The organism is Paenibacillus sp. IITD108 (assembly GCF_036541265.1).
Taxonomy (GTDB): Bacteria; Bacillota; Bacilli; order Paenibacillales; family Paenibacillaceae; genus Pristimantibacillus.
The window spans coordinates 1-24,075 of sequence record NZ_JAZHCT010000011.1 but is presented as its reverse complement, the minus strand read 5'-3'; the positions used below and the strand labels follow the sequence as shown (position 1 = coordinate 24,075).

General features: G+C 41.1%; 28 protein-coding genes and 4 pseudogenes. 26 read left to right on the top strand and 6 right to left on the bottom strand.

Translation table 11 applies throughout. The features are described from left to right. Window positions 1–56: 56 nt before the first annotated feature. The 3 genes from V1L65_RS11885 (at window position 57) to V1L65_RS11875 (ending at window position 2,485) form a co-directional block, all read left to right on the top strand. Window positions 57–665, top strand: a complete 609-nt coding sequence (locus V1L65_RS11885) for a DUF4304 domain-containing protein (protein WP_331699361.1) — start codon at window positions 57–59, stop codon at window positions 663–665. A 197-nt stretch (window positions 666–862) separates the two neighbouring features. Next, window positions 863–1,606 (top strand): UMP kinase, encoded by a 744-nt coding sequence (gene pyrH, locus V1L65_RS11880; RefSeq protein ID WP_331699360.1) that lies wholly within the window; start codon window positions 863–865, stop codon window positions 1,604–1,606. Between the two features lie 159 nt (window positions 1,607–1,765). Continuing rightward, window positions 1,766–2,485: a suppressor of fused domain protein gene (locus V1L65_RS11875; RefSeq protein WP_331699359.1), complete on the top strand. Its 720-nt coding sequence runs from the start codon at window positions 1,766–1,768 to the stop codon at window positions 2,483–2,485. 85 nt (window positions 2,486–2,570) lie between these two features. Here V1L65_RS11875 and V1L65_RS11870 read toward each other — a convergent pair whose 3' ends face one another. Continuing rightward, window positions 2,571–3,365: an SDR family NAD(P)-dependent oxidoreductase gene (locus V1L65_RS11870; protein WP_331699358.1), complete on the bottom strand. Its 795-nt coding sequence runs from the start codon at window positions 3,363–3,365 to the stop codon at window positions 2,571–2,573. A gap of 161 nt (window positions 3,366–3,526) precedes the next feature. Between V1L65_RS11870 and V1L65_RS11865 the strand changes: the two genes are divergently transcribed. Further along, the gene (locus tag V1L65_RS11865; protein ID WP_331699357.1) at window positions 3,527–4,507 is read left to right on the top strand and encodes an arsenic resistance protein; all 981 of its coding nucleotides are present in this window, start codon (window positions 3,527–3,529) and stop codon (window positions 4,505–4,507) included. A 285-nt stretch (window positions 4,508–4,792) separates the two neighbouring features. After that, complete coding sequence (locus V1L65_RS11860; protein ID WP_331699356.1) at window positions 4,793–5,650, top strand: putative RNA methyltransferase; 858 nt, start codon at window positions 4,793–4,795, stop codon at window positions 5,648–5,650. Between the two features lie 407 nt (window positions 5,651–6,057). Here V1L65_RS11860 and V1L65_RS11855 read toward each other — a convergent pair whose 3' ends face one another. The 3 genes from V1L65_RS11855 to V1L65_RS11845 all read right to left on the bottom strand — a co-directional run bounded on the left by V1L65_RS11855 (window position 6,058) and on the right by V1L65_RS11845 (window position 7,866). Continuing rightward, the gene (locus V1L65_RS11855; RefSeq protein WP_331699487.1) at window positions 6,058–6,915 is read right to left on the bottom strand and encodes an MBL fold metallo-hydrolase; all 858 of its coding nucleotides are present in this window, start codon (window positions 6,913–6,915) and stop codon (window positions 6,058–6,060) included. Window positions 6,916–7,011: 96 nt separating this feature from the next. Then, complete coding sequence (locus V1L65_RS11850; RefSeq protein ID WP_331699355.1) at window positions 7,012–7,530, bottom strand: DUF3231 family protein; 519 nt, start codon at window positions 7,528–7,530, stop codon at window positions 7,012–7,014. Between the two features lie 15 nt (window positions 7,531–7,545). Beyond that, window positions 7,546–7,866 (bottom strand): hypothetical protein, encoded by a 321-nt coding sequence (locus V1L65_RS11845; RefSeq protein ID WP_331699354.1) that lies wholly within the window; start codon window positions 7,864–7,866, stop codon window positions 7,546–7,548. Window positions 7,867–8,029: 163 nt separating this feature from the next. Here V1L65_RS11845 and V1L65_RS11840 point away from each other — a divergent pair, with 163 nt between their 5' ends. The 9 genes and pseudogenes from V1L65_RS11840 to V1L65_RS11800 all read left to right on the top strand — a co-directional run bounded on the left by V1L65_RS11840 (window position 8,030) and on the right by V1L65_RS11800 (window position 13,432). Beyond that, a complete protein-coding gene (locus V1L65_RS11840) occupies window positions 8,030–8,251 on the top strand; it encodes a spore coat associated protein CotJA (RefSeq protein WP_331699486.1) in 222 nt (73 codons plus the stop codon). A 4-nt stretch (window positions 8,252–8,255) separates the two neighbouring features. Next, window positions 8,256–8,519: a spore coat protein CotJB gene (locus V1L65_RS11835; RefSeq protein ID WP_331699353.1), complete on the top strand. Its 264-nt coding sequence runs from the start codon at window positions 8,256–8,258 to the stop codon at window positions 8,517–8,519. A gap of 24 nt (window positions 8,520–8,543) precedes the next feature. After that, the gene (locus tag V1L65_RS11830) at window positions 8,544–9,113 is read left to right on the top strand and encodes a manganese catalase family protein (RefSeq protein WP_331699352.1); all 570 of its coding nucleotides are present in this window, start codon (window positions 8,544–8,546) and stop codon (window positions 9,111–9,113) included. Window positions 9,114–9,157: 44 nt separating this feature from the next. After that, the gene (locus V1L65_RS11825; RefSeq protein ID WP_331699485.1) at window positions 9,158–9,955 is read left to right on the top strand and encodes a DUF2935 domain-containing protein; all 798 of its coding nucleotides are present in this window, start codon (window positions 9,158–9,160) and stop codon (window positions 9,953–9,955) included. Between the two features lie 12 nt (window positions 9,956–9,967). Then, a complete protein-coding gene (locus V1L65_RS11820) occupies window positions 9,968–10,129 on the top strand; it encodes a spore coat protein (protein ID WP_442955691.1) in 162 nt (53 codons plus the stop codon). Between the two features lie 340 nt (window positions 10,130–10,469). After that, on the top strand, window positions 10,470–11,729 hold the full coding sequence (locus V1L65_RS11815; RefSeq protein ID WP_331699351.1) for a DNA polymerase IV: 1,260 nt from the start codon (window positions 10,470–10,472) through the stop codon (window positions 11,727–11,729). Next, window positions 11,726–12,196, top strand: a complete 471-nt coding sequence (locus V1L65_RS11810) for a hypothetical protein (protein WP_331699350.1) — start codon at window positions 11,726–11,728, stop codon at window positions 12,194–12,196. Before V1L65_RS11815 ends, V1L65_RS11810 begins: the two co-directional genes overlap by 4 nt. 53 nt (window positions 12,197–12,249) lie before the next feature. Further along, window positions 12,250–12,490, top strand: a pseudogene (locus tag V1L65_RS11805) (GNAT family N-acetyltransferase); the annotation flags it as partial. A gap of 60 nt (window positions 12,491–12,550) precedes the next feature. After that, complete coding sequence (locus tag V1L65_RS11800; RefSeq protein WP_331699349.1) at window positions 12,551–13,432, top strand: dihydrodipicolinate synthase family protein; 882 nt, start codon at window positions 12,551–12,553, stop codon at window positions 13,430–13,432. 56 nt (window positions 13,433–13,488) lie between these two features. Here V1L65_RS11800 and V1L65_RS11795 read toward each other — a convergent pair. After that, window positions 13,489–13,648: pseudogene (locus V1L65_RS11795) on the bottom strand (transcriptional regulator); the annotation flags it as partial. 58 nt (window positions 13,649–13,706) lie between these two features. On the opposite strand from V1L65_RS11795, the gene V1L65_RS11790 reads away from it, so the two are divergent. The 5 genes and pseudogenes from V1L65_RS11790 to V1L65_RS11770 all read left to right on the top strand — a co-directional run bounded on the left by V1L65_RS11790 (window position 13,707) and on the right by V1L65_RS11770 (window position 16,654). After that, the gene (locus V1L65_RS11790) at window positions 13,707–14,078 is read left to right on the top strand and encodes a VOC family protein (protein ID WP_331699348.1); all 372 of its coding nucleotides are present in this window, start codon (window positions 13,707–13,709) and stop codon (window positions 14,076–14,078) included. 144 nt (window positions 14,079–14,222) lie between these two features. Next, on the top strand, window positions 14,223–15,056 hold the full coding sequence (locus tag V1L65_RS11785; RefSeq protein WP_331699347.1) for a hypothetical protein: 834 nt from the start codon (window positions 14,223–14,225) through the stop codon (window positions 15,054–15,056). Window positions 15,057–15,188: 132 nt separating this feature from the next. After that, window positions 15,189–15,304, top strand: a pseudogene (locus V1L65_RS11780) (VOC family protein); the annotation flags it as partial. Between the two features lie 137 nt (window positions 15,305–15,441). Beyond that, window positions 15,442–16,026 carry a hypothetical protein gene (locus V1L65_RS11775; RefSeq protein ID WP_331699346.1) on the top strand — a complete coding sequence of 195 codons (585 nt, stop codon included), beginning with the start codon at window positions 15,442–15,444 and terminating at the stop codon, window positions 16,024–16,026. A 13-nt stretch (window positions 16,027–16,039) separates the two neighbouring features. Next, window positions 16,040–16,654, top strand: a complete 615-nt coding sequence (locus V1L65_RS11770; protein WP_331699345.1) for a YdcF family protein — start codon at window positions 16,040–16,042, stop codon at window positions 16,652–16,654. A gap of 74 nt (window positions 16,655–16,728) precedes the next feature. Here V1L65_RS11770 and V1L65_RS11765 read toward each other — a convergent pair whose 3' ends face one another. Then, window positions 16,729–18,795 (bottom strand): ATP-binding protein, encoded by a 2,067-nt coding sequence (locus V1L65_RS11765; RefSeq protein ID WP_331699344.1) that lies wholly within the window; start codon window positions 18,793–18,795, stop codon window positions 16,729–16,731. 236 nt (window positions 18,796–19,031) lie between these two features. Here V1L65_RS11765 and V1L65_RS11760 point away from each other — a divergent pair, with 236 nt between their 5' ends. The 7 genes and pseudogenes from V1L65_RS11760 to V1L65_RS11730 form a co-directional block, all read left to right on the top strand. Continuing rightward, on the top strand, window positions 19,032–19,496 hold the full coding sequence (locus tag V1L65_RS11760; protein ID WP_331699343.1) for a VOC family protein: 465 nt from the start codon (window positions 19,032–19,034) through the stop codon (window positions 19,494–19,496). A 428-nt stretch (window positions 19,497–19,924) separates the two neighbouring features. Next, window positions 19,925–20,257 carry a PadR family transcriptional regulator gene (locus tag V1L65_RS11755; RefSeq protein ID WP_331699484.1) on the top strand — a complete coding sequence of 111 codons (333 nt, stop codon included), beginning with the start codon at window positions 19,925–19,927 and terminating at the stop codon, window positions 20,255–20,257. Further along, complete coding sequence (locus V1L65_RS11750; protein WP_331699342.1) at window positions 20,250–20,606, top strand: DUF1048 domain-containing protein; 357 nt, start codon at window positions 20,250–20,252, stop codon at window positions 20,604–20,606. The genes V1L65_RS11755 and V1L65_RS11750 overlap by 8 nt, the downstream gene beginning before the upstream one ends. A 140-nt stretch (window positions 20,607–20,746) precedes the next feature. After that, complete coding sequence (locus V1L65_RS11745; protein ID WP_331699341.1) at window positions 20,747–21,349, top strand: TetR/AcrR family transcriptional regulator; 603 nt, start codon at window positions 20,747–20,749, stop codon at window positions 21,347–21,349. A 5-nt stretch (window positions 21,350–21,354) separates the two neighbouring features. Beyond that, window positions 21,355–22,100: pseudogene (map, locus tag V1L65_RS11740) on the top strand (type I methionyl aminopeptidase). Between the two features lie 229 nt (window positions 22,101–22,329). Continuing rightward, window positions 22,330–23,550, top strand: a complete 1,221-nt coding sequence (locus tag V1L65_RS11735; RefSeq protein ID WP_331699483.1) for a hypothetical protein — start codon at window positions 22,330–22,332, stop codon at window positions 23,548–23,550. A 168-nt stretch (window positions 23,551–23,718) separates the two neighbouring features. Further along, on the top strand, window positions 23,719–24,075 hold a 357-nt coding region (locus V1L65_RS11730), incomplete at its 3' end, for a hypothetical protein (protein WP_331699340.1).

Here is a 24,075-nt window from a genome sequence, read left to right as displayed (position 1 = left end):
TTGTAGCAATACAAGCTACTATCTATTTATAGTAAACTTTTAGGAGGGGATCATGTTTGCAGCAGTACTTTAATGATTTAATTAAACAAGATATAAAGCCGTTTCTTTCCAAGTATGGCTTCGTAAAGAAAAATTTGAATTTCAGTAAAACAACAGAAAACCTCATTTACATGTTCAATTTTCAAAAATCCTCTGGCAATTCGGCGGACCATGTCATATTTTATGTAAACTGCGGTATTTACGCAGTGGAGCTGGCTCAGATTCAATCTAGAGAGATTCTGACAGCACCCCAAGAAGTGGATTGTCACTTCAGAGCAAGAATGGAGGAAATTGCCCAATCTGTTCCGGACCGATTTTCGATTACCCCTGATATGAATAGGGATGATTTAAGAAAATCGCTGCTTAACGGGTTGGAAGAGGTTATTCATTTCTTTGAAAGTATGAACAGTGCGAGATCCATTGTTGATTATTACATTTCAGGGCCATTTTTACATTTGAGTGAAGAGTGCATTCATATGCTGTTGCAATCCAATGATATACAAGCTGCTAAACAATATTTGAAGGCATTGCAGGAGAAACACGGAACAGAAAGACGATGGAGCATATTCGAAAATAAATACAAGGTTATCTTCAGTAAGTATGGAGTCGAATTTGAAGCAGGATAATCCACTTATTGCCTATTGTTGCAGTTGCATTAGCTTATGATCAATAATAAAATAAGATTGGATAATGAACAATATTTGAAAGGAGTGGAAATATGAGGATTCATCTAGAGGAACCCATCTCACTTTCATATTTCCATTTCATCGAAACACTAAGGCACACATTGCTTTAGTGTTTTTTATTTTTGGAGGTGTAATTGATGATCAGGTATAAAAGAGTGCTTATTAAGCTTAGCGGAGCAGCCGTCGCAGGAGAAACAGGATCAGGATTTGAACCCCGAAGATTAGATCAAATTGCAAATGAAATAATATCTGTAGTCAACCTTGGAGTCGAGGTGTCATTGGTTATTGGCGGCGGTAATATTTTTCGTGGAAATATGGCGGTAGATTGGGGGATTGAAAGAGCAGAGGCAGACAATATTGGAACACTTGCAACAGTCATTAACAGCCTGATGCTTAGAGGGGTTCTTAAAGCAAAAACAAGCAATGAAGTTCGGGTTATGACGGCAATACCTATTACATCTGTTGCCGAACCATATATTAGACTAAGGGCAATACATCATTTGGAAAAAGGCCACATTGTAATTTTTGCCGGCGGTAACGGGCAACCCTATGTCACAACAGATTATCCTTCCGTCCAAAGAGCAATTGAAGTTAATTGCAATGCAATTCTTGTTGCAAAACACGGTGTTAACGGCGTCCTCAATGCAGATCCAAAGTTCGATAAGGATGCAAGGTTGTTTAAATCCCTGCATTACGACGATGTTTTGAAAAATAATTTGAAAGTAATGGATCAATCTGCTTTCATTTTAGCCAGAGACTTTAATCTGCCCATGCATGTGTTTAATTTTGATAAACAAGGATCGATGAAGGAAATTTGCGAAGGCAAAAATAATGGCACCATTATTAGCAGTGAATCGGTTATGGAGATAATGAACTCTTAATTGAGTTGATGGACGTAGATATGAGCCTTATATTGTCTAATATATACAGCTTCGATATACTGATTTCAATGGTATAGTTCCGATATTCACTGAGCCGAAGAGATCGGTTGGGCGGAACTACTGTAAAATGATAATGGATTAAGCAAAGGAGAGAGGCATATGTCAAAATCAACGGAATATTCGGAATCGGGGAACCCGATTTATCGCTATGAAGATAGACAACAGGAATGGCGGGCTCCAGAGTATGGGGAAGAAGGATGGGTTGAAAAAATTGAAGAGCACGTTCAACAGTTTATAGGGGAAATCGATTCTGTTTATCACGAAATTATATCAGATGTCGTTCATATCGACGTCCACGTTATTAAACCGACTCCCGAACGCAATTATTACACGTTAATTACAACAGGCATGAGCTTTATGCCCATGAACACACCTGAAGGAGTGGAAGGCTGCGATTACGCTGAATTGATGATCTGCTTGCCGCCGGATTGGCCGATTACGCAGGAACATTTAGAAAATCCGGATCACTATTGGCCTATTCGATGGTTGAAAATGTTAGCCCGGTTTCCTCATGACTACGACACTTGGCTAGGCTGGGGTCATACGATGCCTAATGGAGATCCGGCTGAGCCGCTGTCGCAGCAAACTGGAATGAGCGGAATTATTCTGCTGCCTCCTATTGACGTAGACGAAGATTTTCTTACGCTGGATATGGAGGATGGGCGGACCGTAGATTTCTATGCCATTGTCCCGCTCTATTCGGAGGAGTTGGACTTTAAGTTAAAGTATGGCAGCGAACCGCTGCTTGATAAGTTTGACGAATACGGTATTAACGAGATCATCGATTTGGACCGGCACAATACCTGTAAAACTGACTAGAAATTTTGATAGTAAAACGACACCAAAAGAGAGGTTAGCGTTATCCTCTCTTTTGGTGTTTAACGATATGCTAGACATTTAATTATTAAAACACATTGCGTACTAATCCTCCATCTATTCGTAAGGCGGAACCATTGATAGCAGAGGAAAGAGAACTGCTTAAGAAGGTGACAAGATGTGCTATTTCTTCTGGCCGAATAAGCCTTTGAATAATGGAAGTTGGCCGATTCTCTGTCATAAATCGCTTTTCAGCTTCTTCGATTGTCAATTCTTCATTAGGATACAAGCTATTTAACATTTTTTCTACGCCTTCAGTTAGAGTAGAACCAGGCATAATCGTATTAACGGTCACATTTGTTCCTTTGGTCAGCTCCGCTAAACTGCGGGAAAGTGAAAGCTGCATCGTTTTAGTTGCACTATAATGAGCCATTTCTTGAGATGGCATAATCGCTGCTTCGCTAGCGATAAAGATAACTCTGCCTTCATTTTTCCGAATCATTTGTTTTAAGTATCGGCGAGTAAGTCGAACACCACTCATGATATTTACTTCAAACATCTTAAACCAATCTTCATCCGGGATGTCAAAATATTGTACAGGCTCAAAAATTCCCAGATTGTTAACAAGAATATCTATTTCAAAGTACTCCTCAATAACCTTTTGACAACCTTGCACAGTTCCCAGATCAGCGACAACGGGGTGAAGGACAGCAGTTGGATGCTTTTCATGAATTTCTATTACAGTCTCATTCACTTTTTCTTCGCGGCGTCCATTAATAAGCACAGTGGCACCTTCGGCCGCTAATGACATGGCGATTGCTTTTCCAATACCTGCTGTAGACCCGGTTACCAGCGCTGTTTTTCCTTTTAAGTTCAAATGCATGTATTATCCCTCCGCGATTCAGAAAATCAAAAAACTCTAGATATTAGTATTCCCGCTTTATAGCATTCAAACTCCAAGTTATATGCCTGATTGTGAAGATCCGTTAAGAATGGCGGTGTCTTCCTGTGATATAATCCGGAGATAGAGGAGTGTGTATATAATTGTTTTCAAGAGAGAGTTTAGAAAAGAATCAAATTAGCGTGTATGCAGTGGCATTGATTTTTGGAGGAATAGTAGGTTTAGCAAGTCCGCGAATAAGCAGCTTCCTAGAACCTTTTGTTACTTTTGTCATTGCGGTCCTTTTATTCAGTATGTTTTGTCAAATTCCTTTTCTTAAATTAAAGGAAGCACTCTCTGATAGACGTTTCACAGGTGCTTTACTTCTTGTCAATTTCATCTTAATTCCTTTGCTCGTATTATTATTAATTAAAGTTTTTCCTCAGCCTAGTCCAGTTCTGATAGGTGTTTGCTTAGTACTGTTAACGCCATGTATTGATTATGTCATTGTTTTTACTCAACTGGGTAAAGGGAATGAAAAGCTTATTCTTGCGTCTACTCCGGTTCTTTTTGTGGTTCAAATGATTACGCTGCCCATTTATCTTTGGCTGTTTATTGGCACTGAGGCTTCCCAAGTAGTAAGAATTGGTCCGTTTGTTGAAGCTTTTATTTATTTAATTATTGTCCCTTTATTGTTTGCATTAGCTATCCAATTTCTAACTAGAAAAACCGATTGCGGCGTTACAGCACTGAACTTTACAGCATGGCTGCCTGTCCCGCTTATGGCACTCGTGCTCTTTCTGGTAATAGGCTCGCAAATTGACAGGGTTGTAAAGGAATTCAGTATCATTATCGCTGTAATACCGATATACATATTATTCCATATAATTTCTCCAGTAATTTCACGGGTCATATCATCTTTTTTCCGGATTGGTCCGTCTGACGGAAGAGCTCTTATTTTCAGTGCTGGAACTCGCAATTCCCTAGTTGTACTTCCTCTTGCACTTACCTTACCAGGAGAGTTGGCTACAATAGCAGCATCTGTAATAGTAACCCAAACAGTAGTAGAACTGATCGCAGAGCTTTTATATATAAAATTCATACCTAGCTTTATTTACCGAGATGTAAAGGTAAAAACAAATTGAGGGTTTAAAATATATAAATTGATGCTCATTGGTTTTAGAGGAGGCAGTTTAATAAATACTTTCTCAACTAAGTGAAAGATGCTAATATAAAAGTGTTTGAGTGTATAACATTTAGGGAGCGTTTAACTATGATCCATTTCATTCGTTTAAGGTAATGTAAGGCGCAGCTCACAAAACCCAGTTTTTCAAATAAAACTGATTGGGTTTATTTGACTGCGCCTTTTTTCATTCACCTATTACGAATGAATGGGGTGTTTTTATTTGTGCTTAAAAAGTAAAAAGATAATGAGTGCTGGAAAAATTGAACGATTTCTTCAAATATTTAAATGTCCATTTTGTAAAAAACAGATGCAGCTAATCCATTTAAAAAGCTTAGTTTGCAGCAACGAGCACTGTTTCGATATTACAAAGCAAGGATATATAAATCTAATGTCTCGAGTCAGTACTACTAAATATGATAAAAAAATTTTCGAATACAGAAGAGAAATCAGCAAAAGTGGTTTGTTTGATCCATTACACGATGCAGTAAGTAAAATTATTATAAGTAAACTCCAAAGCAATGCCTCTGTACGTATGCTGGATGCGGGTTGCGGAGAAGGTTCTCACTTAAATAACATACAAGCTAAGCTAATTCAGAAAAAATACAAAACTTTATTAGCAGTAGGAATCGATATTTCTAAGGAAGGTATTAGTTATGCAGCAGCTGAATATGCTAATGCGATTTGGTGTGTTGCAGATATTGCAAACAGTCCATTTACGAGTCACCAATTCAATATCATTTTAAACATTCTTTCACCGGCGAATTATTCAGAATTTCAGAGACTGCTTACTGATGATGGTTTTCTGATTAAAGTCGTCCCTGAACAGGATTATCTAAAAGAGTTAAGAGAAATCCTTTATGAAGGGTCAGATAAACAGGTTTATTCAAATTCACTTACTCTTAGTCATTTCAGCGAACAATTCGAGTTATTAGATGCTGAAACCATTCGTTATCAAGTAAACCTGAGTGAACCCTTGATCGAACCTTTACTTGGGATGACGCCATTATCTTGGGGTACATCCAAGGAGCGAATGCGAAAGGTTCTACAGATGAATTTGAAACAAGTTACTATACACTTTAAAATTTTGATTGGTAAGAAGTGATTCACATGGGAGCAGATTGGGTGATTATTAAAAACAAGGAGTTGGCAAATTTGATCGAAGAATAAACAGAAATATGAAAAATTGGGGAGTGAGTTTGGAGGAAGTGGCAACATACTATTTAGAGGCCGCAAAACATAGAGAGAGCGAATATGTACTCCGAACAAAAAAATTCGCTGATATTATTCTTAATGGTAATAATCTGGAAGGGAAATTGAAAGATATTATTAGTTGTTGGATAAGTAGTAAGATAAAATAAAACATGGATTACATTTCCCGATTGATTGTGAAGTGACAAGGAAAATCGCGAAGGGTTTATACTCTTCGCGTTTTCTCCTTTTATGCGAGTAGCTTGACAGTGATTGCGGCCTTACCATTATTAATAAACAGTTATGTTTCTCCTTGCATAATCAATGTTTGCGATTAACAAAACGACCATAGTCAGGGACAGCTATTCGGTCGAATTCCGTTAACAATTTTGTTAGACCTTCTGACAATTCTTTTCCAGATATAGGGTGACCATGGCCAGTCACCGCAAAGACGGGCTTTAATGCTTCTAGTTTTTTAACAGAATCTTTTGCCGCATCCCAGTCCGTGGTCAAGTACCTTGGAGGACCGTTTATTTCCTTTTCTTGCATAATTACTTTATATAACGAATCTTGTCTTACTGTGACAAATGCGTCACCAGCAATGAGAGATTTGTCTTCATCCCGGAATAATGATATATGGCCTGGCGAATGCCCAGGTGTATGGATCCATCTCCAACTTGACATGAAAGGGACACTTCCATCAGAAGGAAGAGCTTCAACATGTTTTCCCAGATTAATTGGTTCATTCGGGAACATAGGGGACATTTTTGCTACCAGCCCACCTTCAACCGAACCGTCTGGTTCAGGGTAACTTTCCTTTCCGGTTAAGAAAGAAAGTTCTGCTGCATGAGCATACACAGGAACGCCCCATTTTTCAACTAAATCAACCACTGCTCCAACATGATCAAAATGACCATGAGTCAATACAATAGCTTTTGGTTTATTATGCTCGCCAAACCGATCTATAATAGCTTCAATAAGACGGTTTGAAGATTGCGGCATGCCAGTGTCAATTAATACCCAATCATTATTTTTTTCAGGTTCACCGACAAAACAGACATTTACAATTTGGTTTGTAAAACAGTATATATCGGAAATAACCTCTTGACCTTTACCGCTCATAATAGAAGTCATTGGTAAATACTTGTGCTCCGTGAAATCGTTCACTTCATTATTCATTTCATCATACACAAAACCACTCCCTATCAAATAAATGATTTATTTGAATAAGCTAAAGGAAGGCCCCTAACCTAATGGAAAGGGGCTTTAGTACTTCTATGCTCTTGCAGGTTCAGGACGTTTTACTTGAAGAGGCGGAGGGATTAGCCAACCCTTTTCTTTATTCATTCGAAGAATTCTGGCTCCTATAGCTGCTTTAGTCATATGGTACTTAGCAAACAGTGCCCCTATATCCTCCCGGATTGTTTGTCCCATAACTTGACTGCAGGAAACTAGGCCTAATGAAGTATCGGCCGTAATGGCTGCTGCAATTTCTTGATCAGAGAAGCGAGCCCCAGCTGGAATATCCTCGAGTTTTACCGGAGGTCTTTCTGGTAAGGTTGGTGCAGGTGCGATACCGTTATGAGTTAATAACTCATCGCACTCTTTTATTTCCAGCTTTGCTTGATCAATAATATCCTCTAATATTTTTTTTAAATCTTTATCTCCAGCATGATTTAAATATGCTTGGTAGCAGGAAACCATACCCTTCGCTGCTGTTGATCCCATCCAAACATTATAAATTTCACCATAATGCATCGGTTCATCTTTTGGATTTCCGCTTAATATTCCCATTGTTTTCACCTCCAATTAATGTCTAAATTGATTATTTTGTTGATTAGTTTGATTGAAATCAAAAGCATTGCTGTTAAAAGAACTCTGTTCAATTTGTTTGCATAATTCAATACCTTTTTGCAATTGTTGAATGACTTGTTGATGTCCTTGTAATGCAGTTTCTATTGTTTGAACTGCCATTCTTTCCTTTTGAGCAATTTCTTCAAGCTGAATTGCATTTTTTTGCTCTTGTTGCTTTAACTGCTCATACGTTTGTGATGCTTGATTAGTCTGATTGATTAATTGTTGCAAAATCTGTTCACATTGATTCAATTGGTTCGTTAAGTTTGAATTCATAAGCGTAACCCCTTAGAAGTATTTAAATACAATTATAAGATGTTCAACTCCCCGTAAATATATCCCACCATAAAGTTATCTTTACTATTCTAGTTTCTTTGGATGTATGCCAAGCTTATGCTGCATATAGTAACAAAAAGCGCAGAAGGTGAGGATTACCATGATGCATGCTCATGCTCCATTTAATTGTTATAAACCTTTTATAGGACCCTTTGATCCCTGTCCTCCTATCAAAGTGAAGTGCTATAGTACTCCGCCAAATCTGTTTATGGGCTTTCAGCCGCCTAACTTGCCGCAATTCAGCCCATATGAAGCACTAAAGTATGGAACGTTGTGGCCTGCTTTGTTCAGTCCATACGGCCCATCAAAAGAGGGAGGGAATTGACAGTATGCGTGCAGCGATAGATGACCAGTACTATAAGCTTCTTCATGAGTTGCAGGCAGCTGATTTTGTTTTAGTGGAATTGACACTTTATTTGGATACTCACCCGGATGATACCAATGCGATCCACCAGTTTAATCATTTTGCTCGAGAAAGGATGGAAATTGCGAAAGTATTTGAATCCCGATATGGTCCGCTCATGCAATTCGGACATAGCTTTTCTCCTCCGACATGGGAATGGGCCGAAGCACCGTGGCCATGGCAAGTTTAGCCAAAGAAAGGGGAATTTCGTTAAATGTGGGTGTATGAAAAGAAGCTGCAATATCCGGTAAGGGTAAGTAAATGCGATCCGATGATGGCGAAGTTTCTGATGGAGCAGTACGGAGGAGCCGATGGGGAATTAGCTGCTGCCCTGCGTTACTTGAATCAGCGCTACTCAATTCCAGATAAGGTTATTGGCTTGCTGACAGATATAGGAACGGAAGAATTCGCCCACTTGGAAATGATAGCAACTATGATTTACAAACTAACGAAGGATGCAACCCCGGATCAACTGAAAGCAGCTGGACTGGGCGATCATTATGCAGCTCATGATCATGCTTTATTTTATCAAAACGCTTCAGGCGTACCTTGGACAGCAACTTACATTCAAGCAAAGGGCGATCCAATAGCAGATTTGTACGAGGATATAGCAGCAGAGGAGAAGGCGAGGGCGACTTATCAGTGGCTAATCGATATGACAGATGATGTTGACCTGCAGGATAGCTTGAAATTTTTACGTGAACGCGAGGTCGTTCATTCACAACGTTTTAGAGAAGCGGTTGAAATGATTAAATCGGATCGTCAGCAACAAAAAATATTCTAAAACCTAACCTAAAAGAAATATTTGCACGAAAAGAGGTGGGTGGTATCATTCAATCTGCATTATATGAGCATCGATTTTGGCTTCAAATTTTAGGGGATCATGCAAGGTTTATTCTTAATACCCTGTCACCAGTGGAGCAACAAGACATTCAAATCGCAAGCTCATACATTGAGGCATACGACCAATTGCTTGAAAGCGCTAGAAGTATTACTTCTGAATTAGAGACAGAACCACTCTCTGCACAAGCTTATAATCTGACAATGAATTTTAGAGCGTTTAAACTTGATTTATTAAGCAGAGCAATACTCGGAAAAGTTAAAATAGGATTAACACCTACCTTTATTAATCATATGGTCAATGAGCTTGAGGAATATTTACGTATTTTAAACGAGTTAGTTGCAGGAAAACCTGTACCTACTTTTGATGCATTACATCACGATTTTCTTTGGCTGCCTGATGCTGTGGGCCACGCAGCAGCAATAGCAAGTGATCTCGACAGCGTAGAGAGCTCTTTAATCAAACGCAGCACAAAGTTCAAAAAGCATTTTGAGCAGCTATATATGAAGAGCATTGAAATGGCAGGCTATATGAGAACAAATCTGAAAGATTTTCCAGCATTCCAAAGGCTTCATAAGGAAGTAGATATAGAAATGAAATTATTCGTTGCTTTCTTAAATGAATTAGAGGAAATGGAATTTACAGCCGAGGTGTTAGATAGAATCACCCCATTAATGCCAGATCATATGATGAGGGAGGAATGTTATTACTTAACGAAATTAGCACAGCTCGGACTCGTTTCATCACCAAATTGTCAAGCGGATAAACCAAGAGTGGAATCATAAAGACGAGAGACTATCTATTATGGGTACGCAAAGATCGGCGTCCGCAACTATGCAATTGCTGTAACAGAGGCAGTAACTCCGGAGATTGGAGAAACACTAAAGCAGCAGTTGGAGCTGAACGAACAGCTTCAGTTGGATTTGAACAATGCTGAAACAGCCCTCAATTTACCTTGAGGGCTGTTTTTTAATCAATAAAAGTTATCTGAACAGATTGAGCTTGCAGTTTCTGACCAAATTCCGACTATTGAAATTCATTAATGTTCATTCCAGCTTCCACATGAAAACCATCTTCAATTTTAACTGACAGAAGGAATAAAATTCTTCTTGAAGGGAACAATTGTTCGTATTATGATAGTAAGAACAAACGTTCGAAGGGTTGGATGGAGAATGTCAATTGATAAATATATTGGGCGTTGTATCAAAATAATTTATCGGAATAGGCGGCAACAAGTCAGTCAACGGACAATTCGAATTAGTTTAGATGGAATATTATCCGTAAAGCCGGTGATTAGTAATGTCTCCTGAGCGCTCAATTCTTTTGGTCGATGGACAATCGTTTTACGCAAGTATCGAAAAAGCAGCGCATCCAGAATATCGTGACAAACCGGTTGCGGTTGGTGATCCGACGCGCCGCAGTGGCATAATATTGGCTGCGTGTCCGCTTGCTAAGGATCGGGGAGTGACAACGGCAAGCAGGGTAGGGGAAGCTTTGGCATTATGCCCAGAGCTAATTGTTATCAAGCCTCGAATGCAGAGATATGTCACCATTTCTTTGTTTATTACAAAAATATTCGAATCGTTTACCGATCTGGTTGAACCGTATTCTATCGATGAGCAATTTCTTGATGTAACTGGATCAGTTGGCTTATATGGTTCGGCTGAAGAGATAGCACGTCAGATTCAGCATAGAATTAGGTTATCAACCGGCGTTTGGTCAAGGGTGGGGATCGGACCGACAAAAATCCTTGCTAAAACCGCGACAGACAATTTCGCCAAAAAAATGCCTGAAGGCATTTTTCGATTGGATCAGCGAAACATCGAATGCGATTTGTGGCCTTTACCCGTAAACAAAATGTTTATGGTTGCAAGCAGGATGACTCAGCGATTCGCCATGCGCGGTATTAATACTATTGGTGACATTGCCCGAATGGAGCTTACTGCATTTAAGCAGTTAATGCGTCGGATAATGGGAAAGCAGAGTGATATTCAAGCAGAATATTATTGGCAGACCGCTCGCGGTATAGATCCAAGTCCAGTCGTGCCATCTATCAGGGGAGCGCTCAAGTCAGTGAGTCACGGTAAAACACTTAGAGCATCTCTTTATACCAATAAAGCTGATATCGAGGTCGTGCTGCTAGAGCTTTGTGTAGAGGTATGTCGGCGAGCTCGCAGAATGGGGGTAGTGGGGCGCGTCGTCTCATTGGGGATAGGCGAAACAGATAGGAGGCGAGCGAACGTTTTTAACAGGCAAATGACGCTTCTCAACCCAACATCACTTACACATGAATTATCAGCCGCTGTATTACATTTATTTAATAAATACTGGCAGGGGCTCCCAGTGAGCCACATTGCAATAGCCCTGACACAACTCTCGAGCGATAAGGTGCAGCAGCAGGACTTATTTGAAAATCGCGCAAAAATATTCGATCTAGAGAGAGCTACGGACGCTATAAAAGACCGTTTTGGCGATGTGGCGATCATGCGGGCATCGTCCTTACTTGAGGCTGGCGTCGCAAGGGAAAGGGCCGGGCAGATTGGAGGCCACTATAAATGAGCAAACTGGATGGGAACAATCGTTGGGGCGGAAAAATGCTTTTGACCGAGCATCAGGAGCAATATGATCAGCGGAATGATGTTAATCCTGCGGGCAGACCAACTCCAGAGGAATTAGAGATGATAAGAGATATTATTCTGTTTCCTCACTTAATAACGATGACCCAGAAATCAATAGAGGATATAGGATTTGCTAAAATAACATTGAAGGGAGTTGTCATTCGATGCCTAGAAGTTATCATGTTCAGGATTTCAGATGATTATTACGCTTTAAAACGAGAGCTTAAAAACCGTAACATCAGGGTATCTGAAGAAGAAACCAATGATGGTATTCTGTATTACCGCTATATTTGCCGCGGATATGAAGAAAAGTTTGGGATTGTCCGCGAAACGTTGCGTACAGAAATGTCGATTAGATTAACTAAATATACGGCAGATATTGCAAAACTTATAGGAAAACCAAAGTAAACATGATTTGAAAAAAGAAGAAAATGGCGATTCAGAAGCAATCCTGGTCGCGAAAGGTAAACATCAATGCTGCTCAGTCTGAAGCAAGGGGTGGTGAATACCTTGAGATCGAGAGAATTTATATAAAGACCAAATTTCAAAAACATGGGCTTGGTAAATTTCTATTTAATAAAGCTATGCAAACTGAGTTATTGCCTTTTATAAAAAGTTAGGGTTTGTTCAAACCGGTGCCCATACTTTTTGATGGGGGAGGAAAAACAAATAGATTTAATAATGATCAAAACAATTATATAACTTTTGGAGTGGGGATCTACTATAATAAGCATTAAGTAACTGGAAGGAGGTGTGGTTCTAATGTTTAAAGGGCTATCTGCATTTCCTTTAACGCCTATGAACGAGACCGGAGTAGATACAGCAGCTTTTATAAGGTTGTTAAAACGTTTGACCTCAGCAAAAGTAGATTCGATCGGAGTATTAGGCTCGACCGGTTGTTATGTGTATCTCAGTCAAGAAGAACGTTTACGTGTTACTCAACATGCAGTTGAACATGCAGAGGGAATCCCTGTCATGATTGGAATTAGTGCTTTGCGAACTCGTGATGTACTCCGATTGGCAGAAGATGCTCAAAGAGCAGGGGCGAGCGGTGTTCTTCTTGCGCCGGTTTCCTATCAGCAATTAACAGATGTCGAGGTCTATACGCTATATGAAACGGTGACGCAATCACTTTCTGTACCGCTGTGCGTTTATGATAATCCAAGTACAACTCACTTTCGATTCAGTGATGAATTGCATGGGAAAATCGCACAGTTACAACAAGTCCGTTCAATTAAGATTCCCGGAGTACCCAAGGAATTAGAAATGGCCAAAGAGAGAGTGAAACAGTTGCGTGAGCATATTCCTAATGATGTAACTATAGGGATTAGCGGAGATCCATATGCTGCAGCAGGCTTAAATGCTGGATGCGATGCATGGTACTCCGTACTTGGTGGTTTGTTTCCTGACATATGTATAGGAATTGCACGCGCTGCTCTTAATGGGTTATCCGAATCTGCCGTTAGTCAATCCGCACGCCTTGAACCCCTTTGGAAAATGTTTCAAAAGTATGGCAGTCTTCGTGTAGTTGCTACAATAGCAGAAATGCAAGGTTTAACCGATAAACCGAATCTTCCATTACCGCTACAAAGTCTAGATGAGGTAGCTCGTAATGAGTTAAAGAATGTTCTTTCTACAATATAATGTAAACAAAACAACCTAAACACAAATTGGGTTGTTTTGTCTTTTTGAACAGCCTTCTAATAGTATTTCCCCACCATTTTAAGTAAATAATTTCGAAATTCATCAACATATGATCTAGGCTCTATAATTTCTTTCAATGATTTGATCTTTTACACTTGGCGAAATCAGCGCTTTAATAGCGACTAGCTGCGGCTGATAACTGGCTTCATCTCGTTCTAATGAACAAGTAATTGAATTTTATTCGGAGGCGCTCAATGCGAACAAAGTAAAAAAAGTGAAATTCAGTGATTTTCCGCAGGATCCAAATTATCCATTCCCAGAAAATGAATTAAATATGATTATGGAGTCTTCAATAGATTTTCCAGGCGGGAAAATGATGATGTCGGATATTTTACCTTCCATGAAGGTGGTTACAGGCGAACTGGTAAAAGGAAATAACGTACTTATTAGTCTAGTTATTGATGATAAACAAACACTGGAAAAATACTTTAATCATTTATCTGTTGGCGGCAAGATTATGATGCCGTTATCTAATACTCCTTGGTCTTCGTGCTTTGGAATGCTGGTTGATAAGTTTGGGGTTTCCTGGAAATTTAATAGTGACGCTGATAGGTTTCTTGATAGTGTTATTTCAAACAAACAGTAACTCATTAAAAAAATGGTCTTGTCATCCAAGGCCATTTTTTATTATTCTGATCATAACGAGAGACACTGTTGCATTCAGGATATTACAGCCTTGCTTTTTCATGCTATACTGAAAAAAAGTTAACAATAGGAATGGAGTGAAAACTTGCTAAATTGGAATAACGACGTATGGGGAAAGCTGACAGGACCATACGGTCCTGCAGACAATGTACCTGTGTTACTGCAGCAACTAGCGAAGGAATATAGTCAGGAGGTATTTGACGAGCTCTTTCAGGAATATTTATTTCATCAAAATACGATATATACGGCTACTTTCGCAGCTATGCCGTTTTTGGCGCAGTTAGCATGCTCTACTACTGATGAGGAAGTGCGTAAAGAGCTATATATCAATTGCGGCATCATTGAGGCTAGTCGCGATGAGCGGGATGAAGCACCATTCCCCGCTTCTTGGGCTACACTAGCTGATGATGCAGGCAGCGCACTTTGTACAGATTTGTATCGTGAATATGTGGATGCAATTGGTAAGCTCAGGGCGCTTACAAAAGAAGTATTTGCATATGCAGCCCAACAATCCATTGACGAGATAGAAAAGCGTTATATGCTTATTGCCGATGCTGCTTATCGGGGCTCATATATCCCGGCCAACATGCTGATGACGTTTAGTAATGGCGATGAGTATGTGGCCGTGTGTCCCGCTTGCGAGGAAGATGTTTACATATGGCCTAAGGAAGACCAGGAAGGAATTCTTCAAGCCTACGAAGACGATCCCGTCTTCAATTCGGATCAAGAACCTCAAAAGATTAACCCGGTAGCATCATTTGCTGATGAAGAAATACGAACATTGGCGGAGCGGGCTGCATTGATCAGTGATCGAACATTGGCTGAACAACTGCATTATTTAGCGGGGGATACATTATGTCCATCCTGCAGAGAAAAAATTTCCGTTTGGCCGTCTTTACTTAGTACATTTTCAACGTAGAGAGTAAGCTAAGGACGGCCTAATGTTACCACAAGGCTGGAAGTTATCATACCGTTGGGCTTAAATCGGAAGGTACAGTATCGGCCGGCTGTGGGTAAAAATTTGATGATAGACAGGAGTTAAATACAAACCGAAAATGATAGTTATTTTCCAACAGATCAACTGGTGATGTTAAATTTCCAAGTACATAGAAGTTTATATGGATTGAAGATTCAGAAGGCCGACTGATCGAGCTTTGGGAGAAATAACAGTGGTAATTCATAAATTTCTAAACATACTGATGTCCAGCTATAATGATGAGTTAAAAGGGTGTATGAAAAAAGGCGGTGTATAAGATTATGAATGTGTTAGAAAAATTACCAGATCCGGAAGGTTTAAAAAAATAATGATCGTTCAAGCAGTTCTAAATACGATTCTTTGTGAAACGGAGTGGCTTCGTTATCACAGTTTTATTCAGAAATGGGATGAAGGAGTTTGTATGGCAAAAATAGACAATGGGGCAGGAGATCATCTTATTATGTTATTTTCCGCTGAAGGCTCCATTATCAAGGGATTCGATCATGAATCTCAACTAAGCCCATACGCACAAGACGAACATATGGTATGGCCTGGCATCTTTGAAAACGTTCCGAATGAACTATCATCTCTACTTGAACACGAAGGAATTGAAAAAGAAGATGTGACTTTTTGTATATGGCGTAAAAATAGTGATTCAAGCTGGCAGAAGGGGAAAGTTAAGATGCCGAAAGAAGCAAATGATGGTTCGGATTTTTTAATAGGCGCGATTCACCAGAGAGCAGAAGATTTCGTGCAATGGACGAAAGACTATTTTGATATTGCGCTGCCAGCAGAAGTTGTTGAAAAAGTCTATGAGGGTGTTCCTATTACTCCGGAAATAATACAAATGCTGAACCCAGACTGTAATACAGAGGAAGTTTATCGAGAATTGAAAACAATGGGGTTAATTTAACATTATTCTATCATTGAAATTTACGCAATATGCCGTAAATGAGGCAGGTGAGAGATTGAACTTAATTTTTATTAAACGATTATTAATAGTAGTTGCAAGTCTGTTTATCTGGTTTATCATTCACACGGCTTTCATTGTAATAGATGGGTTGAATGATGAATTGAAACCTGTCGACATAGCTATAGTGTTAGGTAATAAAGTAGAAGATAATGGACAGCCTTCTGAGCGGTTAAAAGCAAGATTAGATAAGTCCGTTGAACTTTATGATGGGGGTTATTATACTTTTATCATTGTAAGTGGTGGTATTGGCAAGGAAGGCTTCGATGAAGCAAAGGTTATGAGATCTTATTTAATAGATAAAGGGATACCTGAAAATAAAATTATAGAGGATAATAATGGGTACAATTCCTATATGACCGCCCAAAATACCAGCAAGATTATGGATGAATTAAAATTTGACTCCGTTATGATTATTACGCAATATTTCCATATATCTAGAACAAAATTAGCTTTTAGAAAAATGGATATTGAAGAGGTTTATTCCGCTCATGCCGAAATCTTTGAGTTTAGAGATATTTACTCAATAATACGAGAATTCCCGGCATATTATAAGTACCTTTTTAAATAAGAGGTGAGGACATGAAAATGATGTTCCTCACCTTTTTTATGTACCTTTATGTCGAAATATGAAAGTTATCAGCGTCAATTTGCATTTCTGGTAAGTACATCCCTCAAATTAAGCAGCGTTTCCTTTCGGATACGGTAGTAAGTGGCTCGGCTCATATGCAACTGAGCAGCGGCCGCATCCACAGTAAGCTGCGGTGCCTCGGCATATTGTTTAAGCAAGGCAAGATTGTTCTCATTAAGCGGAAAAGGAAGGGGGTGTAAAAATATCCTTTGCAATTTTTGCTGTAATTTTAACCCTGTACAAGATAGCTTTCCTGCTAGCTCTGTCTGAGACAACGACTCAGGATCGTTGATTAAAGAAATCGCCGCTTTAACCTCTTTTTCCGTCAGCTCGAAATTTTCAATTTTACTTTCATAGTCAGGAGCAAAATGAATCAGATCAAGAATTTGATCAACAAAGCTTGTGCCGCGCCAATCCTGTTCATGAATAGCTACCTTCGCGCCCTGAAAGAGGTTGTTTCTGATTTGATCCTGCAACGCCCGAGTCCGAAATCCGGCATTCTGCAAAGACTCGTTTGTCTCCTCGTATGCTGTTACTATGATATAGCGCATTCCAATGGATTTATGAAAAATCAGCTCTTTCGTGACGATACCGACCAATTCGTGATAGGTATGGATGGGGTCGCTCGGCGACGCGCTTGCACGCAAATGATAATAAGTGTCGGCTTCCTCAATGGACATTTGTCGCAGCCGTTTGATCTCCTTAGGAAAAATAGTATCCAGCAAACCGGGAAAAAGTCGTTCCAATAACGCTACGGTCTGTTTATACAACAGCAGCCCAGCAGTAAAAGCCAGCGGTTTCCCTTCTGAATTGCGGTACACGCGAATACCATTCGGAAAATGTGCAGATAAGAGATCCATAATAGCATGATCGATTTCGACTGAAAAGGAGTATTGCGACTCTTCCTTCATCATTTGATGCAAATGGGGCAGATCAAAGGGCTGAAAAGATTCCATATACATCGAATTCTGATTATGGCTCATCAATACCGAAATGGAATGGATATGATACATATCCTGACAGGTCGATAGCATAACGGAAGCGATTCGTCTCTGCTCATGATTGGTTGCTTGCTTTAGTTCTATCGCGAGCTTTTTTATAATACGGTGCCACAACGCCTTATAACGATCAGGCTCGCGAAGCCGAAAGTCCTGAACCAGAAAGGTTCGCGCAACTTCATGCAGAGCAATTCCACCAGCAGCTGCTGGCCTGATAAAGGAAAGTTGACAGATCCGCTGAAGCCCCGCCGAAGTCAACGGAGCGCCAAGAAATCTTCCCAGCCACTCAGGTGTCGCATGGGGGACAATGCACAATATATCGATAAGATCTTTAAACTCATCTGAAGCGGATTCACGCAACATGCCTGCACTGATCTGCATCGGTACCGGCCAGGCGGACGAACCTGTTTGTCTTTCTGGACTCCACAAGCGCTCGGCAAAGAGAACCATCGCCAAAGGCAGTCCACGAGACTGGCTAACCAGCTGATTCATTTCATTCGTATTATTCCAGCCTCTTTGTCTCAAGTATTGCAGCGCTTCTATATGAGAAAAGGGTTCAAGACGAACACTTCTGCAGCGGCTGCTCCACGCCAGATCGTTTATCCATCCAACCGATAAGTCCTGTCTACCTGCAACCACCACGAGCAGGTTCGCTGCAGGAAAGCTAGACAGGAATACTTCGCGAAGCCAGCCGTCGATTCGCTGTATGGCTTCGTAATTATCGATGCACAATACTGTCTTCCTTGCCGCTATAGCAGTTACAAGCTCCTTGAAGGAGTTGAATGTATGATTGTCTTGCGGATGAGATAAATAAGAATGATACAGAGCTTGTATAAAGCCGGCAGGGGAATCCGTACAAGTTCGGCCATCGAGCCAAATTGTATGTACGGCTTCCTGATGCGCTAGGCTAATAAATTGAAGCATTAACGCAGATTTTCCCACTCCCCCTATACCGGAAAGGAACAGTACTTCAGTGGGGGCCTGCACACGCTTCAGCCACTCTTGTACCAGGTCAAGCTCCGATTTTCTACCTATAAATAAGCGGTTTCGTTCAGCATCAAGTATTTCAGCGAGTTTTTGCAAGGAATATGCTCCTCCTTCAGTACGTTAGTGTTAGGGGTTATATCGGAGCGATTGCTACCTTTATTATTCGACAATTGTAGCAGCAATCCTTTCTTGCAAGCGTCAGATAATTATTATGGTAGTTTAAACGGAGCGGCTTTCAGCGGTTCCATTAGCACTATAAAAATGATAAATTATCTGTCTGTATTTGTGGTAAAATTAGGAATAACTAAGTTATTGTGAGGGAGGAAAAGGATATGCAGGCAAATGAGGAAATCAAAGCAGAAGAAAGACTAGAAGACCTTACGGGATTAACTTGTATTTATGTACCAGTAAATGATGTTTATAAGTCTATTAAGTGGTATCAAAAAAATTTGGGATATCAACCTGCAAACAACGACCGTGTTAAACCCGGGATGGAGACGGCTGTTTTGAATTTTCCCGATCGGAATGGAAATCTGCCTTCACCTGGTTTAAGGCAAGTCGTACCCGCTTTGTTCCTTCACAAATCGGATGAAGAAGGCGGTCGCCTGCGATTTTCATGGTCATTAGACAACGGAAAACCCCACGCAATAGCATGTTTCATTTCTCCGCGAATCGAGGAGCTATTTGAACGTTTTAAGAAAAACGGAGTGAATATTTTAGGAGAAAGGATGACAAGCGGACCTAACATAACTTTCGCAGATCCTGACGGTAACGTTTGGGAAGTCTGGCAACCATAGCTGGAGGAACTTATACAATCAGTGAAGCTAAAGATGGGAAGCGAAGAATTGTTAAGCAGTAAAGGATCACTTTCATGGCTCAGTATCTCAAATTATTCCAAATAATGAGGACACTAATGACCGTTAGCGCTCATTTTTCGCCAACTCCAATTTTCTAGCGGACAGAAATATCCGTTATCGGGAAAAAAGATAGAGAATTCGACGGAGTTTTCTTCTAATGGTCATAAGTGTCCGCTAATACAACAAAAAGACTGTTTATGGGTTCTAACGGTCATGGATGACCGCACCAACGATGTCTTTACGCTTGCGGGCAGGTTAGATGAAAATGTAAAATTCGTGTTTGATAAATCACCTATTCAGTGTTACTATATAGTGGTAGTAAGTAATACTGCATATCAGTCATACAAAATAGATAAGGAGCGATTGTCCTGGAAAACCTGACAGAAATGCTCAAAGGCGTGCTTGAAGGTTGCGTACTTGAAATAATAAGCCGCAAAGAAACCTACGGCTATGATATTACGCGGCAGCTGAACGCCCTCGGCTTTACCGATGTGGTAGAAGGAACGGTATATACCATACTGCTAAGGCTTGAAAAAAACAAGCTGGTACATGTCGTCAAAAAGCCATCCGATAAGGGGCCAGCACGAAACTTTTTCACGCTTAACGACGCGGGGCACGAAGAATTGCGACGTTTCTGGAAAAAGTGGGAATTCGTTGCATCGAAAATGAATCATTTAAGAGAGGATGAATCCAATGTCTGAGTTCTTCGATAATTATTTGAATATCAAAAAAATGCTGGAGAGCAAGCGTGAATATAAGCAACAGATGGCGAGAGTGGAAGCCCTGCCGAAAGACTATCAATACGTATTCAAGAAAATTCAAGGGCATATGTGGAAGTTCGCGGCGGGATCCGGATATGACATGATGCAAATCCACTACGGCTTGATCGATCTGTTTGAGACTGGCGCGGCGGACGGCAAGCATGTTTTGGAGATTACTGGCGAGGATGTGGCCGCGTTCTGCGATGAGCTTTTACGCAGCGCCAACACATACACGGAAAACTGGCGTGAGGCATTCAACCGCGACATTCTGAAAAAACTGGGTAAATAAAAGGAAGGGGCTAATGGCCGGGATGCCATTAGCTTTGTTATTTTGTCAACGAACAATTGAATCGAAACACTTGATCCATACTACCAAATGTTATATATTATTTTTGATTGACATTACAGCAGGTCTAAAAAGGAGGAGCTATGTCACCACGCACTAAAGAACAAAACGACGCGATCCGAGAAATGCGAATGAACCAAATTATGCAAGCAGCTGCGGAAGTATATTTGGAGAAGGGGATTCAATTGGAAATACGCGATGTTGCGGCTAAGGCAGAGCTCGGCTACGGAACCGTGTATCATTACTATAAAAATAAGCATATGCTTTTGGAAGATATGCTTTGGGATGCTCTGAATCAAATGGAGTCGGCAGTACTGCCCGCTTTGACAGGGGACAGTGGCAGTTTGCTAAAAGCCGAGTCGTTCTCCAGGCTGCTCCTGTCCAAGTGCATCCAGGATCCTTCCGTATTTATTTTGATTAAAACGATTGCGGATAATTTTCTTCACTTCCCGGGAAATCGGTTCAATAAGTTATTTGGCGATTTTCAGAAACGGATCTATTTGCCATTTGTGGAAATGATTCGCGAAGAAATCGATTCCAAATCGCCAGAGAAAACAGCAAATTTGATATTTGGCTCGCTTGTCGGCTACACAGCATTGAACATTCACCACAATATGCGAATTGAAATGGATGTGGAAGGGATCGTCAATATGATTTTTACAGGCATACAATCAAAGGAGAGATAAATAGAATGGTCATTCTGAAAACGAAATCAGAAATTGAAGAAATGAAAAAAGCCGGCCAGATTGTCGCTGCTTTCATCAATCAATCGCTGGTATGATCCGACCGGGTGTTACAACGCTCGATATCGAGACATTCGCGGTGCGGTTCCTGAAGGAAAATGGCGCAAAGGCTTATACGATAGGCTACAACGGGTATCCATATGCAACATGTGCGTCTGTCAACGACGTCATTGCACACGGTTTCCCAAGCCGAAAGCCGCTCAAGGAAGGCGACATCGTCAAAATCGACATCGTCGCGGAAGCGGATGGCTGGATCGGTGATTCAGCATGGTGTTATGAAGTCGGCGAGGTATCGGAAGAAGCACGTAATCTGATGCGGGTAACGAAGGAATGCTTGTATCTTGGTATCGAAAAAGCTGTCGTTGGAAACCGGATCGGCGATGTGATGCATGCGGTCCAAACCCATGCTGAGCGAAACGGATTCTCGGTAGTGCGAGATCTGCTTGGTCATGGAGTAGGAAGGAAGATGCACGAGGAACCTAATTATCCCCATGTTGGTAAACCCGGAAAAGGATTCCGTTTGAAGGAAGGGATGGTTTTTACGATCGAGCCGATGCTAAATGCTGGAAAAGCGTTAATGACTATAGATGCCGACGGATGGACCGCCAGAACCGCTGATGGCTCGCTTTCCGCACAGTACGAGCATACAATCGCTATTACTGCGGATGGACCGATTATATTGACCGAACAATAGAATTCAATTTTACACTTTTTCAAATTTGATTCTAGCAGTTATTTCATCCATATATCCTGTCGATGATCTTGATTTAAGAGGGGCAAACTAACGGGCGAAATGTAAAAAATAGGACGAAATCCTCTTTTACATCAAGTATCAACAATTGGTAAAATTGGTACATGAATATAAAAAGAACAGCCATAGGTATCCATTTTACTCCCTGTTTTAATAAGAAAGGATGAAAGAAATGCCAAATAGTAACCAATCTCATCCACCTGTTGGTTCGATTAGTGAAAGTGGCCGATATTCCATCGACCTGACAGGCCTTTACAGCCATACGCTTGTCATTAAGCCCGGCGTAGGGAGCCTTTCCATTGGACCGTTACAATTGGGCAAGAAGGCAGACCTGCACGTTGAACCTCATATAAATATCGATTGGACTGTATTTGAGGCCTTTGCCACGCCGGCCGGCTCACCCTGGCCACGATTTCTGTACTACACAGGCGGTGACACCAGCCTCCTCGACTGGGCTCGGAATCGCCCCATTGAAGAAATGACGTGGGTTCCGGTCCTGTCTGAGGATACCGTAGCGGACGCCAGCCAGTCCAAATTGTATAACTTGCATATCAAGCTGGACCAGTCCGACAAACGGTTCCACCTAAAGCTTCCGAAGCGGCAGCTCCCTAATTATTCTCGCCTGAGTGTGTCAGGTGATCTGTCACTCTTCTCGGCCGCTGGCGATATGCCGTATTCTCTCACACTTGCCCCAAGCACCAGCCGACGCAATAACGGTGTTCCCTTTCTGCTGCCTGACTTAGGTGAGCTGCATCAAGTTTCAAATTTGACACTCCAGAACGAACCGCAGGCACAGCCTATCTCGCTGGAGTGCCTAAGTCGTTTCACAAACCTGACATCACTGAGTTTGTGGGGCAACTTCTGCGACTTTGACATGCTGGCTGACCAGACCCAGCTAACAAATCTGGAGCTGCGCTTCATTCCTGATCTGGGTGACTTGCCTTCCTTGGCTGCATGGCCGCTGCTTGACCGATTTATCGCCTTCAACGTGGAGGAAATCACTGGCAAGCGCTTGCGGCAGCAAATAAAAGCACGGGCCAGCACCCGCCCGTGGACCAATTATACTTCAGTGAGCCAACTGCGCAAGCCTGAGTGGTGGACGAATGAGTTCGGCCGCCCGTTTTCATCTTGGCCCAAACGTCTAGCCAAGCTGGCTAACGAAGCCTATGATACTGCACAGGCAGCCTTGGCCCAGGCTCGCAGCTTTGCTGATGCAGAAGCAGCCATTACTGCCTTTACTGTGCGCTTCAATACGATCAAAGGCATCGAGACTACTGAACGTGAAGATCTGGGCGAGGCGGTATGGCAGCTAGGCCAGTCTGACCATCTGATCGGCCAGCCTATACCGGCAGAGATGGCTCAACGCTGGTTTGACGCAGCGCGCGATTACTGAATGAAGGAAAAGTTTGATGGGATTACAGTAAGCGAGCAAGTTTATGAATAATTTCCTTATCACTCAAAAGAACCAGATAAACTAGATCCACAACTATAGATGTGGATCTAATTGTTTTATACCCAGGCAGAATTATTCGCCGCATCCGAATGATAAGGGGGAAAAACTATGAAAAACAAATTTGCAAATATCATTTCTGCAAAGAAAAAGAGAAACGGCGCGATTGCCCTGCTTAAAGTTATGCTGACCGTCAGCCTATTAGGGGGATTAATCGCCTGCAATAAGGATAGTAGCGAAAATAAGCTTTTGACAAAGTTAGGATACACAAAAAGTCTTCTCACAAATATTATTGATAATAGAACAACATTTTCACAAGACAATGAACGTATAAACCAAATTATTAAATCATTACCGCTGCAGGATGAAGCTAAATACAAATCATTTTCTTTAGAAGATGGTCAGAAGAAGGAAATCAACTTTGCATACGAATTTGAAGGCGGCATGAAAGCATCAGACCCTTTTCCT